General features: G+C 52.0%; 11 protein-coding genes. 2 read left to right on the top strand and 9 right to left on the bottom strand.

Features of this window, described 5'->3' with window-relative positions; translation table 11 throughout:
- Positions 1 to 62: 62 nt before the first annotated feature.
- The 3 genes from hemP to ppsR form a co-directional block, all read right to left on the bottom strand.
- Positions 63 to 251, bottom strand: a complete 189-nt coding sequence (gene hemP / locus FDW96_RS09480) for a hemin uptake protein HemP (protein WP_038640207.1) — start codon at positions 249 to 251, stop codon at positions 63 to 65.
- A 170-nt stretch (positions 252 to 421) separates the two neighbouring features.
- Positions 422 to 1468, bottom strand: a complete 1047-nt coding sequence (aroH, locus tag FDW96_RS09475; protein ID WP_079224452.1) for a 3-deoxy-7-phosphoheptulonate synthase AroH — start codon at positions 1466 to 1468, stop codon at positions 422 to 424.
- A 126-nt stretch (positions 1469 to 1594) separates the two neighbouring features.
- A complete protein-coding gene (gene ppsR / locus FDW96_RS09470; RefSeq protein ID WP_038640212.1) occupies positions 1595 to 2428 on the bottom strand; it encodes a posphoenolpyruvate synthetase regulatory kinase/phosphorylase PpsR in 834 nt (277 codons plus the stop codon).
- 328 nt (positions 2429 to 2756) lie between these two features.
- Between ppsR and ppsA the strand changes: the two genes are divergently transcribed.
- Positions 2757 to 5135 (top strand): phosphoenolpyruvate synthase, encoded by a 2379-nt coding sequence (gene ppsA / locus FDW96_RS09465; protein WP_042308787.1) that lies wholly within the window; start codon positions 2757 to 2759, stop codon positions 5133 to 5135.
- A 67-nt stretch (positions 5136 to 5202) separates the two neighbouring features.
- Here ppsA and fadK read toward each other — a convergent pair whose 3' ends face one another.
- The 5 genes from fadK to FDW96_RS09440 form a co-directional block, all read right to left on the bottom strand.
- The gene (gene fadK, locus FDW96_RS09460; protein ID WP_137365584.1) at positions 5203 to 6840 is read right to left on the bottom strand and encodes a medium-chain fatty-acid--CoA ligase; all 1638 of its coding nucleotides are present in this window, start codon (positions 6838 to 6840) and stop codon (positions 5203 to 5205) included.
- A gap of 81 nt (positions 6841 to 6921) precedes the next feature.
- The gene (locus FDW96_RS09455) at positions 6922 to 7215 is read right to left on the bottom strand and encodes a ferredoxin (RefSeq protein ID WP_038640220.1); all 294 of its coding nucleotides are present in this window, start codon (positions 7213 to 7215) and stop codon (positions 6922 to 6924) included.
- Complete coding sequence (locus tag FDW96_RS09450; protein ID WP_137365583.1) at positions 7212 to 8501, bottom strand: FAD-dependent oxidoreductase; 1290 nt, start codon at positions 8499 to 8501, stop codon at positions 7212 to 7214. The genes FDW96_RS09455 and FDW96_RS09450 overlap by 4 nt, the downstream gene beginning before the upstream one ends.
- Before the next feature lie 55 nt (positions 8502 to 8556).
- Positions 8557 to 9492 carry an electron transfer flavoprotein subunit alpha gene (locus FDW96_RS09445; protein ID WP_042308782.1) on the bottom strand — a complete coding sequence of 312 codons (936 nt, stop codon included), beginning with the start codon at positions 9490 to 9492 and terminating at the stop codon, positions 8557 to 8559.
- Between the two features lie 21 nt (positions 9493 to 9513).
- The gene (locus tag FDW96_RS09440; protein ID WP_137365582.1) at positions 9514 to 10278 is read right to left on the bottom strand and encodes an electron transfer flavoprotein; all 765 of its coding nucleotides are present in this window, start codon (positions 10276 to 10278) and stop codon (positions 9514 to 9516) included.
- 474 nt (positions 10279 to 10752) lie between these two features.
- Here FDW96_RS09440 and FDW96_RS09435 point away from each other — a divergent pair, with 474 nt between their 5' ends.
- Positions 10753 to 11643, top strand: a complete 891-nt coding sequence (locus tag FDW96_RS09435) for an AraC family transcriptional regulator (protein WP_061381443.1) — start codon at positions 10753 to 10755, stop codon at positions 11641 to 11643.
- A 54-nt stretch (positions 11644 to 11697) separates the two neighbouring features.
- Here FDW96_RS09435 and FDW96_RS09430 read toward each other — a convergent pair whose 3' ends face one another.
- Positions 11698 to 12849: an acyl-CoA dehydrogenase gene (locus FDW96_RS09430; RefSeq protein ID WP_038640230.1), complete on the bottom strand. Its 1152-nt coding sequence runs from the start codon at positions 12847 to 12849 to the stop codon at positions 11698 to 11700.
- Between the last annotated feature and the right edge of the window lie 3 nt (positions 12850 to 12852).

Here is a 12852-nt window from a genome sequence, read left to right as displayed (position 1 = left end):
TTAGAAAATCGAAAAGCGCTGGCTGCCTGGGTATCACCTGGGTGGCTGGCGAAAAGTGTTGTTTATTTAGTCAGAATGAGTTTTCCAGCATGGGTCTGGCGCAGCAGGTAGTGCTGACCATCGTGCTCTATAATCACGCGTCCTTCTTTGCCCAGCAGACTTTTACTGTCAATGCGACGCTCGGTTGCGGCGACGGCAGGCGGTGTTTTTTCTTTTGCAGGCGTTGCTGTTGTGTTATCCATACGTGACATAGAGTTTAAAAATAGCAATCAATATAACAATGATAATCATTATCATCAAACTGCAAATTTGCGGCAAGCGTTTTTGTGAAATAATTGTGACGGGAACGGTTTTTGCACAACAATGAAGGGAAAAACAAAGAATTACCACCGGGCAACGTGGTGTTACCCGGTGTACAGCGTTAAAAACGGCTATCAACCGCAGAGGCGAGTTTGTCCACCAGCAGTTCAGTATCTTCCCAGTTCAGGCACGGGTCGGTAATCGACTGACCGTAAACCAGCGGCTGACCGCTGACGATTTTTTGCGTGCCTTCGCGCAGGAAACTTTCCGCCATGATCCCGGCAATCGCCGTCGAACCGTTGCGAATTTGCTGGCATACGTCATCACACACTTCCAGCTGACGGCGATGCTGCTTCTGGCAATTACCGTGGCTAAAATCGACGACCAAATGCTCAGGCAGGGAAAATTCGTGCAGGGTATCGCAGGCGGCGGCAATATCTTCAGCATAATAATTTGGCTTTTTACCACCGCGCATAATGATATGCCCGTATGGGTTACCGCTGGTCTGATAAATGGTCATCTGGCCGGTTTTATCCGGGGAGAGGAACATATGGCTGGCGCGGGAGGCGCGAATCGCATCGACGGCGATACGGGTATTGCCATCCGTCCCGTTCTTAAACCCAACCGGGCAGGAAAGAGCAGACGCCATTTCGCGGTGGATCTGGCTTTCAGTGGTGCGCGCGCCAATGGCGCCCCAACTGATTAAATCGGCAATAAACTGGCCGGTCACCATGTCGAGGAATTCCGTTGCCGTGGGTACACCCAGTTCATTGACCTGCAACAGCAATTTACGCGCCAGCTCAATGCCGTGGTTCACACGGTAGCTGCCGTTCAGATCCGGGTCGGAAATTAAGCCTTTCCAGCCCACGACGGTGCGTGGCTTTTCAAAATAGGTACGCATCACGATTTCGAGACGCGTCTGGTACTTTTCGCGCAGCGCCTGTAGACGCGTGGCGTATTCCACTGCGGCATCAAGATCGTGAATCGAGCAAGGGCCTACGATCACCAGCAAACGGGGGTCTTCACCGTTCAATATTTTTTCTATCCGGCGTCGGGAGTCCGTAACATGACGGGCGACGGAGGACGAAACAGGATGCCGCTGCGCAAGCTCTGCTGGAGTGACCAGGTTGTCAATACGCGCAGTACGGAGTTCATCGGTTCTGTTCATTACTTGTCTCAGAAATTTGTTGCTTCAACGGCAGGACTACCGGGAAGTGATGTGCATCACAATATCACACTCATCCGGCCTGGTGGCGAGCATAATAACAAAAAATCGAACCAATGCACTAGCATTCTAGTACATGCGGCGATTCAGCCCCATAATGTCGAGGATCTTGGTGGCAATCTCTTCTACCGAGTAATTGGTACTGTTCAACCATGGGATCTGATTTTTCCGGTACAGTGCTTCCACTTCGGCAACTTCCATCCGACACTGGCGCAGAGAGGCATAACGGCTGTTCTCGCGTCGCTCTTCGCGGATCGCCGCCAGGCGTTCGGGGTCGATGGTCAGGCCGAACAGTTTATGCTGCAGCGGCTTCAGGGACGTGGGCAGCACCAGGTTATCCATATCATCGGCAATAAAGGGGTAGTTGGCCGCGCGGATACCAAATTGCATGGCCAGATACAAACTGGTCGGGGTTTTGCCGCAACGGGAAACGCCGAGCAGGATCACCTGTGCCTGATCGAGGTTGCGCAACGAAATACCATCGTCATGGGCAAGAGTGTAATCAATGGCGGCAATACGCGCATCGTACTTGTTGAGGTTGCCGGGATTCAGGCCGTGGGTACGATGGGCTATCGGCGTTGGGTCGAGCTTCATCTCTTGCTGCAATGGGGCGACCAGCGCCTGCACGATATCCTGACAAAACCCCTCGCTTTGCAGAATGATTGAGCGGATTTCCGGCAAGACGATGGAGTAAAACACCAGAGGACGCACGCCGGTTTGTTGGTAAATGGCATCAATCTGGTCTTTAACCGCGCGCGCGCGACTCTCGTTTTCAACAAACGGCAGCGTAATGCTGTTGATAGTGACCGGAAATTGCGACATTACCGCGTGGCCCAATACCTCGGCGGTGATGGCCGTACCATCAGAAATATAAAAAACGTGACGATCAACAGCATTATCCATTTTGCGCATCCTGGGGCAGACATAATTCTCTGAAAGCATAAATTAAAATTCGCCAGAAGCGAATATTGCGCTATCACTTTTATAAACTGAAACGCTATTTTTATATTTAATGAAAAGTACATTTCATTTTTCGGAACAAATGTTTATACCGATAGTTTTTGTGGTGATCCCGTGTCGCTCGCGGGTTTGCGCAAATGCGGAAACAATCTTAAAAAATAAAAAATAAAGTTGCTTGAACGATTCACCGTTTTTTTCGCCGCGGTAAATATGCAAAGATAAATACGCAAAATTGAGTTTCCTAACCTCGTTCATATATAAGGATTGTTCGATGTCCAACAATGGCTCGTCACCGCTGGTGCTTTGGTATAACCAACTCGGCATGAATGATGTAGACAGAGTTGGGGGCAAAAATGCCTCCCTGGGTGAAATGATTACTAACCTTTCCGGTATGGGTGTTTCCGTACCGAATGGTTTTGCAACAACCGCCGATGCGTTTAACCAGTTTCTGGACCAAAGCGGTGTAAACCAGCGCATTTATGAGCTGCTGGATAAAACGGATATTGATGATGTTACCGAGCTTGCGAAAGCCGGGGCACAGATCCGCCAGTGGATTATCGACACTCCTTTCCAGCCGGAGCTGGAAAATGCCGTCCGCGATGCCTACGCGCAGCTGTCAGCAGACGATGCCCATGCCTCTTTTGCCGTGCGTTCTTCCGCCACCGCAGAAGATATGCCAGATGCGTCATTTGCAGGTCAGCAGGAAACCTTCCTCAACGTCCAGGGCTTCGATGCTGTCCTGGTCGCTATCAAACACGTATTTGCTTCGCTGTTTAACGACCGCGCGATCTCTTATCGTGTTCACCAGGGCTATGATCACCGTGGCGTGGCGCTTTCTGCTGGCGTCCAGCGGATGGTGCGCTCCGACCTTGCGTCCTCAGGCGTTATGTTCTCCATCGATACCGAATCCGGTTTCGACCAGGTGGTGTTTATCACTTCCGCATGGGGCCTGGGCGAGATGGTGGTGCAGGGGGCCGTTAACCCGGATGAGTTCTACGTGCACAAACCGACTCTGGCGGCTAACCGTCCGGCTATCGTTCGTCGCACCATGGGATCGAAAAAAATCCGTATGGTCTACGCGCCAACCCAGGAACACGGTAAGCAGGTGACCATTGAGGATGTGCCGCAGGAACAGCGCGATATTTTCTCTCTGACCAATGACGAAGTGCAGGAACTGGCGAAGCAGGCGGTACAGATCGAGAAGCACTACGGTCGTCCGATGGACATCGAATGGGCGAAAGACGGTCATACAGGCAAGCTGTTCATTGTTCAGGCTCGTCCGGAAACCGTGCGTTCTCGCGGGCAGGTGATGGAGCGGTATACGCTGCACGCCCAGGGTAAAATTATTGCTGAAGGTCGCGCCATCGGTCACCGCATTGGCGCCGGCCCGGTCAAAGTTATTCACGACATCAGCGAAATGAACCGTATTGAGCCCGGCGACGTACTGGTGACTGATATGACCGACCCGGACTGGGAACCGATCATGAAGAAAGCGGCGGCGATTGTGACCAACCGTGGCGGCCGTACCTGTCACGCGGCGATCATTGCCCGTGAACTGGGGATCCCTGCCGTGGTTGGCTGTGGCGATGCCACCGAGCGCATGAAGGATGGTGAGAAGGTCACTGTCTCCTGTGCCGAAGGCGACACCGGTTATGTTTACGCTGAGATGCTTGATTTCAGCGTGAAGAGCTCCAGCGTGGAGACTATGCCGGATCTGCCATTGAAGGTGATGATGAACGTCGGCAACCCGGACCGGGCTTTCGACTTTGCCTGCCTGCCGAACGAAGGCGTTGGTCTGGCGCGCCTGGAATTTATCATTAACCGCATGATCGGCGTGCACCCCCGTGCGCTGCTGGAGTTCGATGACCAGACGCCTGAGCTGCAAAATGAAATCCGCGGCATGATGAAAGGTTTCGACTCTCCGCGTGAATTCTACGTTGGTCGTCTGACGGAAGGGATCGCGACGCTGGGCGCGGCGTTTTATCCGAAACGCGTCATCGTGCGTATGTCGGACTTTAAGTCCAACGAATATGCTAACCTGGTTGGCGGTGAGCGTTATGAACCGCACGAAGAGAACCCAATGCTGGGCTTCCGCGGGGCGGGCCGTTACGTTTCAGACAGCTTCCGCGACTGTTTCGCACTGGAATGTGACGCGGTGAAACGTGTCCGTAACGACATGGGTCTGACTAACGTTGAAGTGATGGTACCGTTTGTACGTACCGTTGCCCAGGCGAAAGCGGTGGTTGAAGAGCTGGCGCGTCAGGGGCTGAAACGCGGTGAGAATGGCCTGAAGATCATCATGATGTGCGAGATCCCGTCTAACGCCCTGTTGGCAGAACAGTTCCTTGAGTACTTCGATGGCTTCTCCATCGGCTCAAACGACATGACGCAGCTGGCGCTGGGCCTGGACCGTGACTCGGGTGTGGTTTCTGAACTGTTTGATGAGCGTAACGACGCGGTGAAAGCGCTGCTGTCGATGGCGATTCGCGCTGCTAAGAAACAGGGCAAATACGTGGGTATTTGCGGTCAGGGACCTTCTGACCACGAAGACTTCGCGGCCTGGCTGATGGAAGAGGGGATCGACAGTCTGTCGCTGAACCCGGACACCGTAGTACAGACCTGGCTGAGCCTGGCTGAACTGAACAAGTAATATCATGCCTTATCCGGCCTATTTAACGTAGGCCGGATAAGATGCGTTAGCATCGCCATCCGGCACTCTATCCTGCAACACTCTCCATGCTCAAACGTTTAATAATATCCTGACGCAACTGGTATTTTTGTACCTTACCGGACGCTGTGCGCGGTAACTTCTCGACAACCACGATATGCTCCGGGTATTTATACTTTGCCACCCGTTTGCGGCTAAAAAAGGCGACGACAGATTCCAGCGACAGCGAATGATGCGGGGCTTTTAGTACCACATAAGCGCACGACCTTTCACCTAACCGTTCGTCCGGCATCGCGACAACGCAGGCATCATGAATGCGTGGATGCTGCAATAAAATATCCTCCACCTCGCGGCTGCTGATATTTTCCCCACCGCGCACAATAATGTCTTTTTTACGCCCGGTGATTTTGATGTATCCCGCGTCGTCCATCCGGCACAAGTCGCCACTGTAATACCAACCTTCTTTATCCAGCGCACGGGCGGTCAGTTCGGGTTCATCGAGGTAGCCCATAAAAACATTGGGACCACGCGAGGCTTCTTCACCTTCTACTCCTGCGGGCAGGGTATTGCGCGCTTCATCGACGACTTTAATTTCGACCCCTGCGGCAGCATAGCCGTCGGTGGTCATCATGCGGGAAGGTGAATCATCGAGATTGACCAGCGCATGCGGCGAGCTCTCCGTTGAGCCATATATGCTTAACAATTTAATGCCGAGCCGTTGGCAGTCACGGGCAATCTTTTGCGGAATGGTGGTACCTCCGCATAGAAAAAAGCGTAGCGAGGAGAGATCGCAGGAGCGTTTTTCCATGCGACACAACATGTCATAGACAAATGGCGTTGCGCCGAGTACGCAGGTGCAGTGCTGTTGCTCCAGCACATCGAGACAGGCGTCTGGAGTAAAAATATCCAACAACACGCTGCGTGCGCCGATTAAAAATGGTGCGGTAACGCCGTGCAGAAAACCGGTAGCGTGGCCAAGCGGCGCGGGCATTAAAAACACATCTTGCCAGGTGAGATTGAGACGGGCGCAGTAGGCGCGTTCGCTGGCAAGAATGTTATTGTGAGTTAACATTACGCCTTTCGGCATTCCCTCGGTCCCGGAGGTAAACAGTACCGCTGCCAGTTCATCCGCGTGGACGTTAATCGTTTGACTCAACGGCGGGGCTAAAAGCAGTTGGCTGAGCGCCTGCGAGGTGGTTGCCGGCGCCAGTTTATCCACGGCGACAATCTGTTGCAGATGCGGTAACTGGTTTTGTAAGGGGAGGATCAAATCGACCGGTCGGCTTTGTTTAAACAGGGTAGGTGCGAAAAAAATCTTCGCTTTGCATTTATTCAATACCCATACCAACTCCGCTTCGCGCCAGGCGGGTAGTAACGGGACGGAAACGGCTCCGGTTTTCAGGCAGGCCAGATAAATAATGGTAAATTCGCACCAGCCCGGCAACTGGAAAGCGACGCGATCGCCGGGTTGAATACCGCAGGCTAAAAACCAGCTCGCCAGACTGCTGGCGGCACCGTCGAGTGCGGTATAGGTATATGAAGCGCCATGATTATCAACCACGGCGATTTTATCCGGCATGGCTCTGGCTGTTTGGTTCCAGTAATCGCCAAGCGAAGCATCTCCCCATAAACCTTGTTGTCGCCAGGCTTCGCGACGTTCGGCGTTAAACGTTAGTGTGATACTCATTCGTTATTCCCAGGATAATATCGGCATACGTCTGACCGGATTGGCCGTGGAGGCCGATCCGGGGTGCAACGGTTCAGTCCGTTAGCCGTAGCGGAAATCAATGCCAAATGTTCCTGCCGGATACTCCCATTGTTCGAGGATCGTATCGCCACACAGCACCCGACAGGTGCCACATTCCAGGCAGCCAGCAGAATCAAAATGAATATTTCCACTCTCGTCCTGCTTATACAGTCCGGCGGGACAGGCCTTCAGCAGTTTGCGAAATTCGTTAAGGTCGGGATGTTCGGCCAGAATAATGTGCGGGTGACCTTCATCGACATTGAATTTATTGACGCCCAGCTTGACGTCGACGTTAACGGTATTGTCCTGACTCATAGCGCAGTTGCCCCCTTGATGCCGTCTTTCAGTAAGTTCATCAACCCAATTTTCTTCGCATGGGACATCATCATCTTACGAATCGGCTGGTTCGGACGTCCGTCAACGGTGAACATATCGTTCATGATATCCGCGACCATGCGAGGGTATTGGGTGAACAAGCGCGGGTTTTCCATCAGCGCCGGGATCTTGCGAAAATGCTGTAAATCACGCATCACACAGCCCCGTTCAAGGGCGCGTTTGTAGTCCATCAGGCTGCTGGCGGAGAAGTCCCGGCGTTCTTTGGCTGCAATGGCGGTTTGGGCGGCGGCTTCTGCGGAGGCTATTGCTAAATCCATACCACGCACCGTGTAACCCAGATTCAGACAGAAACCCGCGGCATCGCCGACGATCATTACGCCGTCATCAACCAGTTTGGGTACCATTGCCAGCCCGCCTTCCGGCACCATATGTGCGGAATACTCCAGCAGTTCTCCTCCCGCAATCAGCGGACGAATAGTCGGGTGTTGCTTAAAGTCTTCCAGCATCTGCGGAATACTTTTCGTCGCGTGAGCAATATCCCCCAGCCCGCATACCAGCCCCAGAGAGACCGAGTCCTGGTTGGTATACAGAAAGCCTCCCCCCATCAGTCCATCGGACGGTGAACCGGCAAACAGCCAGGCTGCGCCTTCATCGCCTGAGAGGTTGAATCGATCTGCAATCACAGCCGGAGGTAAGCCGATCAACTCCTTTACGCCAACAGCATAGTGGTGAGCAGAAGAGGGAGGGATCATCCCCAGCGACCGTCCTAATATTGAGTTGACGCCATCGGCCAGGATGACAATATTGGCTTCGAGGATATCGTCACCGGCTTGCACGCCGGTGACTCTGGTACCTTCGCGGATCAGCGCATCAACGCGGACGCCGGGGATGAACTGCGCGCCTGCCTGTTCTGCTTTTTCCATCAGCCAGGGATCAAGCCGGTTGCGCAACACGGTGTAAGAATCCTGTGCTGGCGCGTTGTCTTTTTCCCGATGAAAGTCGAGCGTTACGGCGCTCTCTTCGGTCAGGAAGGATATTTTTTCGCGGGTCACTTTACGTTCGAGTGGCGCTTCTTGCGCGAATCCTGGCATGATGCGTTCCAGACTATGCGCGTAGAGTCGCCCACCGGTCATATTTTTACTGCCCGCACTGTTTCCGCGTTCGATGACCAGCACCTCCAGCCCGGCCTTCGCCATAACGTAGCCTGCAACGGTACCCGCCACGCCAGAACCGACCACAATGGCATCAAATTTTTCATCTGACATGCTTTATGCTCCTTTCCCGCCGCAAGGCAGCGGGAGATGTGCGTTAAATGGGGGATTAGCGGCTGAGATGTTCGATAAGAGCCGGAACAACTTTATAGATGTCGCCTACCAGGCCGTAATCGGCGTAATTGAAAATAGGGGCTTTCTTGTCTTTGTTGATAGCGACAATGACTTTCGCGCCATTACCGCCGACCATGTGTTGAATTTGTCCTGAGATGCCCAACGTCAGATAAAGGTCTGACTTCAGTAACACACCAGAAACGCCAATGTAGCGTTCGCGCTCCATCCAGTTTTCGCCTTCGGCAATCGGGCGCGAACAACCCACTTCAGCCCCCAGTACGGATGCCAGCTGGTGCACCATCTCCAGATCGTGTTGCGCAACCAGGCCGCGACCCACACCAACCACACGTTTTGCTTTACTGAGGTCCACGCTGCTCACGGATTTGGCGCGACGTTCCTGACACATAATTTCATGAAGCGGTGCGATGTAAGCTGCCGAGACAACAGGGCAATTGTGCGATGCGTTTTCCGCTACGGGTTCAAGCAGGCCTGGGGCTAGCGTGATAATTGCCAGCGCGCTTTTGATTTTTTCTTTGCCGAATGCCAGACCACCATACATGCGGTGCTCTGCGAACACGGTGTTATCCTCAAGCGTCACCGATATTGCGTCGTTAACCATCGCGGCATTGAGTTGGATGCTTAACCGTGCCCCAAGTGATTTCGCGCGCTTTGTGGCGGGCATCAACAGCATTCCGGCGTGTTCTTGCATCAGCGCTGCGATGGTTTCGGCGTAATTTTCTACACGCTGTAAACCGGAGGGGGCTTCGAGCACGATTATCTCATCGGCACCCAGAGGTTTGACCTGATTAGCCTGTTCGCTGCCTTGGACAATTAGATGGACGTGTTCACCCCACTGGCGCGCGCCGGTCATTAATTCTGCGTAGCGTTCTACGTTATCGCTGAACACCCATACGTTAGCTAATTTACTCATGACAATTTCTCTCCGTTGAGCTTAGTTCAGGGCTTTTTTCAGGTGTTCCGCCAGTTCGGCTATGGCTTCAGCTGAGTCATTTTCCAGAATGATGTGCTTACGTTCTGTTTGTGGCGGTACGGTGAGGCTCACCAGTTCTGCTAATGGTGACGCAGGCGTCCAGCCAATATCGCTGGCTTGCCACGGCGTGACGGGCTTTTTACCCGCGCCGAGAATGGCTTTCATTGAGGGAATACGCGGCGTGTTGATATCCGAGGTTACGCAGAGTACAGCGGGAAGCGGCAGGTCAATCACTTCGACCTCATCTTCCAGCGTGCGCTCAACCATAATGCGGTCGCCGTTACGTTGGATGTTGCTGACGGCGTTAATCACCGGGAGTTGCAACAGTTCGCCAACCAGTAAGCCAACCTGTTGGGCGTAGATATCCCCCGATCCTTCGCCGAACAGCATCAGGTCGAAATTCATATTTTTGGCCGCGCAGGCCAGCGCCTGAGCGGTGTCGCGGGGCAATGAATGCTCCAGCTGTGGATCCTGCACCATGAACAAACTGTCTGGTCCACGCGACAGCACGTCTTTACGCACTTTGGAATTTTGCAGTAGCGAGCCGCCCACGGTTAAAGCGACGATTTCATCACCTTCCGTACTCAGTTGCGCCGCGGCCTCAATCGCATTCAGATCAAACTGGCTGATTTTGGCGTCGGCCCGGTCAAAGTTAAGCGAACGCTGTGGGGTAACAACAATGTCCTGTTCTTCAGGCACCAACTTAAAGCAGGTTATTATTTTCATGGCATCTCCAGTCATCCACAGTAGGGAAAATTAACTGAAAATAGTGTGCGGCAGAGAGGGGACTGTTTTCGACGGAGCAATCTGTTTTCATTCCCAACAATCTTGCAAAAAAAAATGCTGCGGGGATGCTTGTTTTATAAACGGGAACTCGGGAGTGTGTACTGAAGAAAAAAAAGAACACACAAACCAGGGAAGGATAATTGCGAAATGCATCCTGTTTTTTAGCGTTTATACGCTTAATTTGTTTCTGATATGTAAATTGTTAATGTTGAATTAATAACATTTATTCTTTTCGTTTTTTATAAAACGGCAATAATCGTGGAGAACAGCGCGACGGGGCAGGAGGTATCATCTTGCAGTCGACGCAAATAATTTTGTTTCGCCAGCAAGGAATAACGTTGTATAACATCATTATCGTTTTCGCTTTCCGATATTAATTATTCGCAAAATTACTGCCTTTAGGTGGAGGTTGTCATGTATCAACGCTGCTTTGATAATGCCATGGAGACCCTTTTTGAGCAGGGGAAAACGCCGAGACTTTCCCGATTCGTCATTAGCGATGATCCTAACTGGGAGTCCGGCCATCATGTTCATGATAATGAAACGGAGCTTATCTATGTCAAAAAGGGTGTTGCAAGATTAATCATCGACTCTTCGCTATATGTCGCGCATGCCGGGGACATTGTGGTGATTGAGCAAGGGCGATTGCATGCGGTTGCATCTGATAGCAGCGCACCGGCTACCACTTACACCTGTGCGCTCTATGGTTTTCGGTTTAACGGCTGGCAGGATAATCAGCTATTGCAGACGCACTCGTGTCCGGTCATTAGCGTCAGTCAGGGTAAAGAGGTTATTAAGAGTATTTTTAATGAACTGGGGGTGATGCTCCCGCAGAGTAAGAACAACCTGACATCTTCTGCTTATGACGCATTCGCGTATGCATTAACCGTTTTATATTACGAAAACTTTAAAAATGCTTACCGCTCTGAACAGGGATATATTAAAAAAGATGTCCTAATTAAAGATGTATTAGTCTATTTAAATAACAATTTCCGCGAAAAGATCACTCTCGAACAGTTATCTAAAAAATTCCGCGCCAGCGTGAGCTATATCTGTCATGAATTTACCCGGGAGTATCGTATTTCACCCATCAATTATGTTATTCAGCGACGAATGACAGAGGCGAAATTTTCCCTGACCAATACCGAGGCCTCGTTGGCGGAAATTTCGTGGCGGGTAGGGTATGAAAACGTCGATCATTTTGCCAAACTTTTTCAGCGGCATGTGGGATGTACTCCCAGCGATTATCGTAAGCAGTTTAAAAATAACCTTGCTGAGCAAGAATGCCTGATGCCTGAAGTCTGATTCCCCCGCACGGTCCCGGATAGCGCATCTGCGCTATCCGGTCAGTTATACCGCTTACTTATTTTGATAATCTTTCAGGATTTGGCGACCCGCGACGTAAATCATGATTTCATCGGTACCACCGCCAATCCGCTCACAGCGGACATCGCGCCAGAATCGGGATACGCGTGCTTCATCGGTGTAACCTAGTCCGCCCATGATCTGAATCGCGTCGTCAATCACTTCCATTGCCGTACGTGCGCAATACAGTTTTGCCAGTGCCGCACTGGTTCGCAGCGACTGTTCCTGATCGGCCTGCCAGGCGACCTTCAGCACCATATTGCGCATGTTTTCGATTTTTATTGCCATCAGCGCCAGTTTTTCCTGGATCATTTGGTTATGACCAATCGGCTTACCAAATGCGATGCGCTGGTTAGCGTAGCGGGCGGCATCTTCGAAGGCGCATTCGGCAAAGCCCGTGCTGCGCGCGGCGTTAATCAGGCGTTCCATTTCAAAGTTGTACATTACGTTGAGGAAGCCCATGCCTTCTTCGCCGACCATATCGCTTTCGTCCACTTCAACGTTATCAAGATAGACTTCGCAGGTGCTTAACATGTGCCAGCCGATTTTATGCAGTGGGTTAACCTTAATGCCCGGTTTCTTAGAATCCACCCACCACAGCGTAAAGGCTTTCTTCGGATCTTTCGGCTCCGGGTCGCGAGCCAGGACCAGCATGTACGGATACTCTTTAGCTCCGGTGATAAATGTTTTTTGCCCGTTGAGATACACCTTGCCATTTTTGCGGGTGTAGCTGGTGGTGGCACTATTATTATCGGAGCCTGCTCCCGGTTCGGTTAATGCCAGCGCATACGCCGGATCGCCCGTTTCCATGGTGCTTTCTGCTGTTTTACGCAACTGCTCGGCGGAACCAAAACGTCGCATACTGTGGATGCACTGACCGTTGGTGATCAAAAATGCGGGCGCGCCACATTTTGACACTTCCATCAGCGCCAGCATCTGGGTGACGTAATCAGCCGGGATGCCGCCAAACTCTTCCGGAACGCCCAGCATCGAAATGCCGTTGTCCGCAAGGGCTCGCATAAATTCCTTCGGATAAGTCGCCGTCTGATCGCAGGTGCGGAAATACTCCTCCGGGAAATTGCTGGTAATCAGCTCGCGAATGCTGGCAAGCAACAGTTCTTGTTCTTCAGTTAATGAAAAGTCCATCAG

This window comes from Citrobacter sp. TBCS-15 (genome assembly GCF_005280815.1).
Classification (GTDB): Bacteria; Pseudomonadota; Gammaproteobacteria; order Enterobacterales; family Enterobacteriaceae; genus Citrobacter; species Citrobacter werkmanii.
This window is presented reverse-complemented; position numbering and strand designations above follow the sequence as displayed.

Coding starts and splice junctions, on each gene's coding strand:
- hemP (WP_038640207.1), bottom strand. CDS start 251: ATGTCACGTATGGATAACACAACAGCAACGCCTGCAAAAGAAAAAACA.
- aroH (WP_079224452.1), bottom strand. CDS start 1,468: ATGAACAGAACCGATGAACTCCGTACTGCGCGTATTGACAACCTGGTC.
- ppsR (WP_038640212.1), bottom strand. CDS start 2,428: ATGGATAATGCTGTTGATCGTCACGTTTTTTATATTTCTGATGGTACG.
- ppsA (WP_042308787.1), top strand. CDS start 2,757: ATGTCCAACAATGGCTCGTCACCGCTGGTGCTTTGGTATAACCAACTC.
- fadK (WP_137365584.1), bottom strand. CDS start 6,840: ATGAGTATCACACTAACGTTTAACGCCGAACGTCGCGAAGCCTGGCGA.
- FDW96_RS09455 (WP_038640220.1), bottom strand. CDS start 7,215: ATGAGTCAGGACAATACCGTTAACGTCGACGTCAAGCTGGGCGTCAAT.
- FDW96_RS09450 (WP_137365583.1), bottom strand. CDS start 8,501: ATGTCAGATGAAAAATTTGATGCCATTGTGGTCGGTTCTGGCGTGGCG.
- FDW96_RS09445 (WP_042308782.1), bottom strand. CDS start 9,492: ATGAGTAAATTAGCTAACGTATGGGTGTTCAGCGATAACGTAGAACGC.
- FDW96_RS09440 (WP_137365582.1), bottom strand. CDS start 10,278: ATGAAAATAATAACCTGCTTTAAGTTGGTGCCTGAAGAACAGGACATT.
- FDW96_RS09435 (WP_061381443.1), top strand. CDS start 10,753: ATGTATCAACGCTGCTTTGATAATGCCATGGAGACCCTTTTTGAGCAG.
- FDW96_RS09430 (WP_038640230.1), bottom strand. CDS start 12,849: ATGGACTTTTCATTAACTGAAGAACAAGAACTGTTGCTTGCCAGCATT.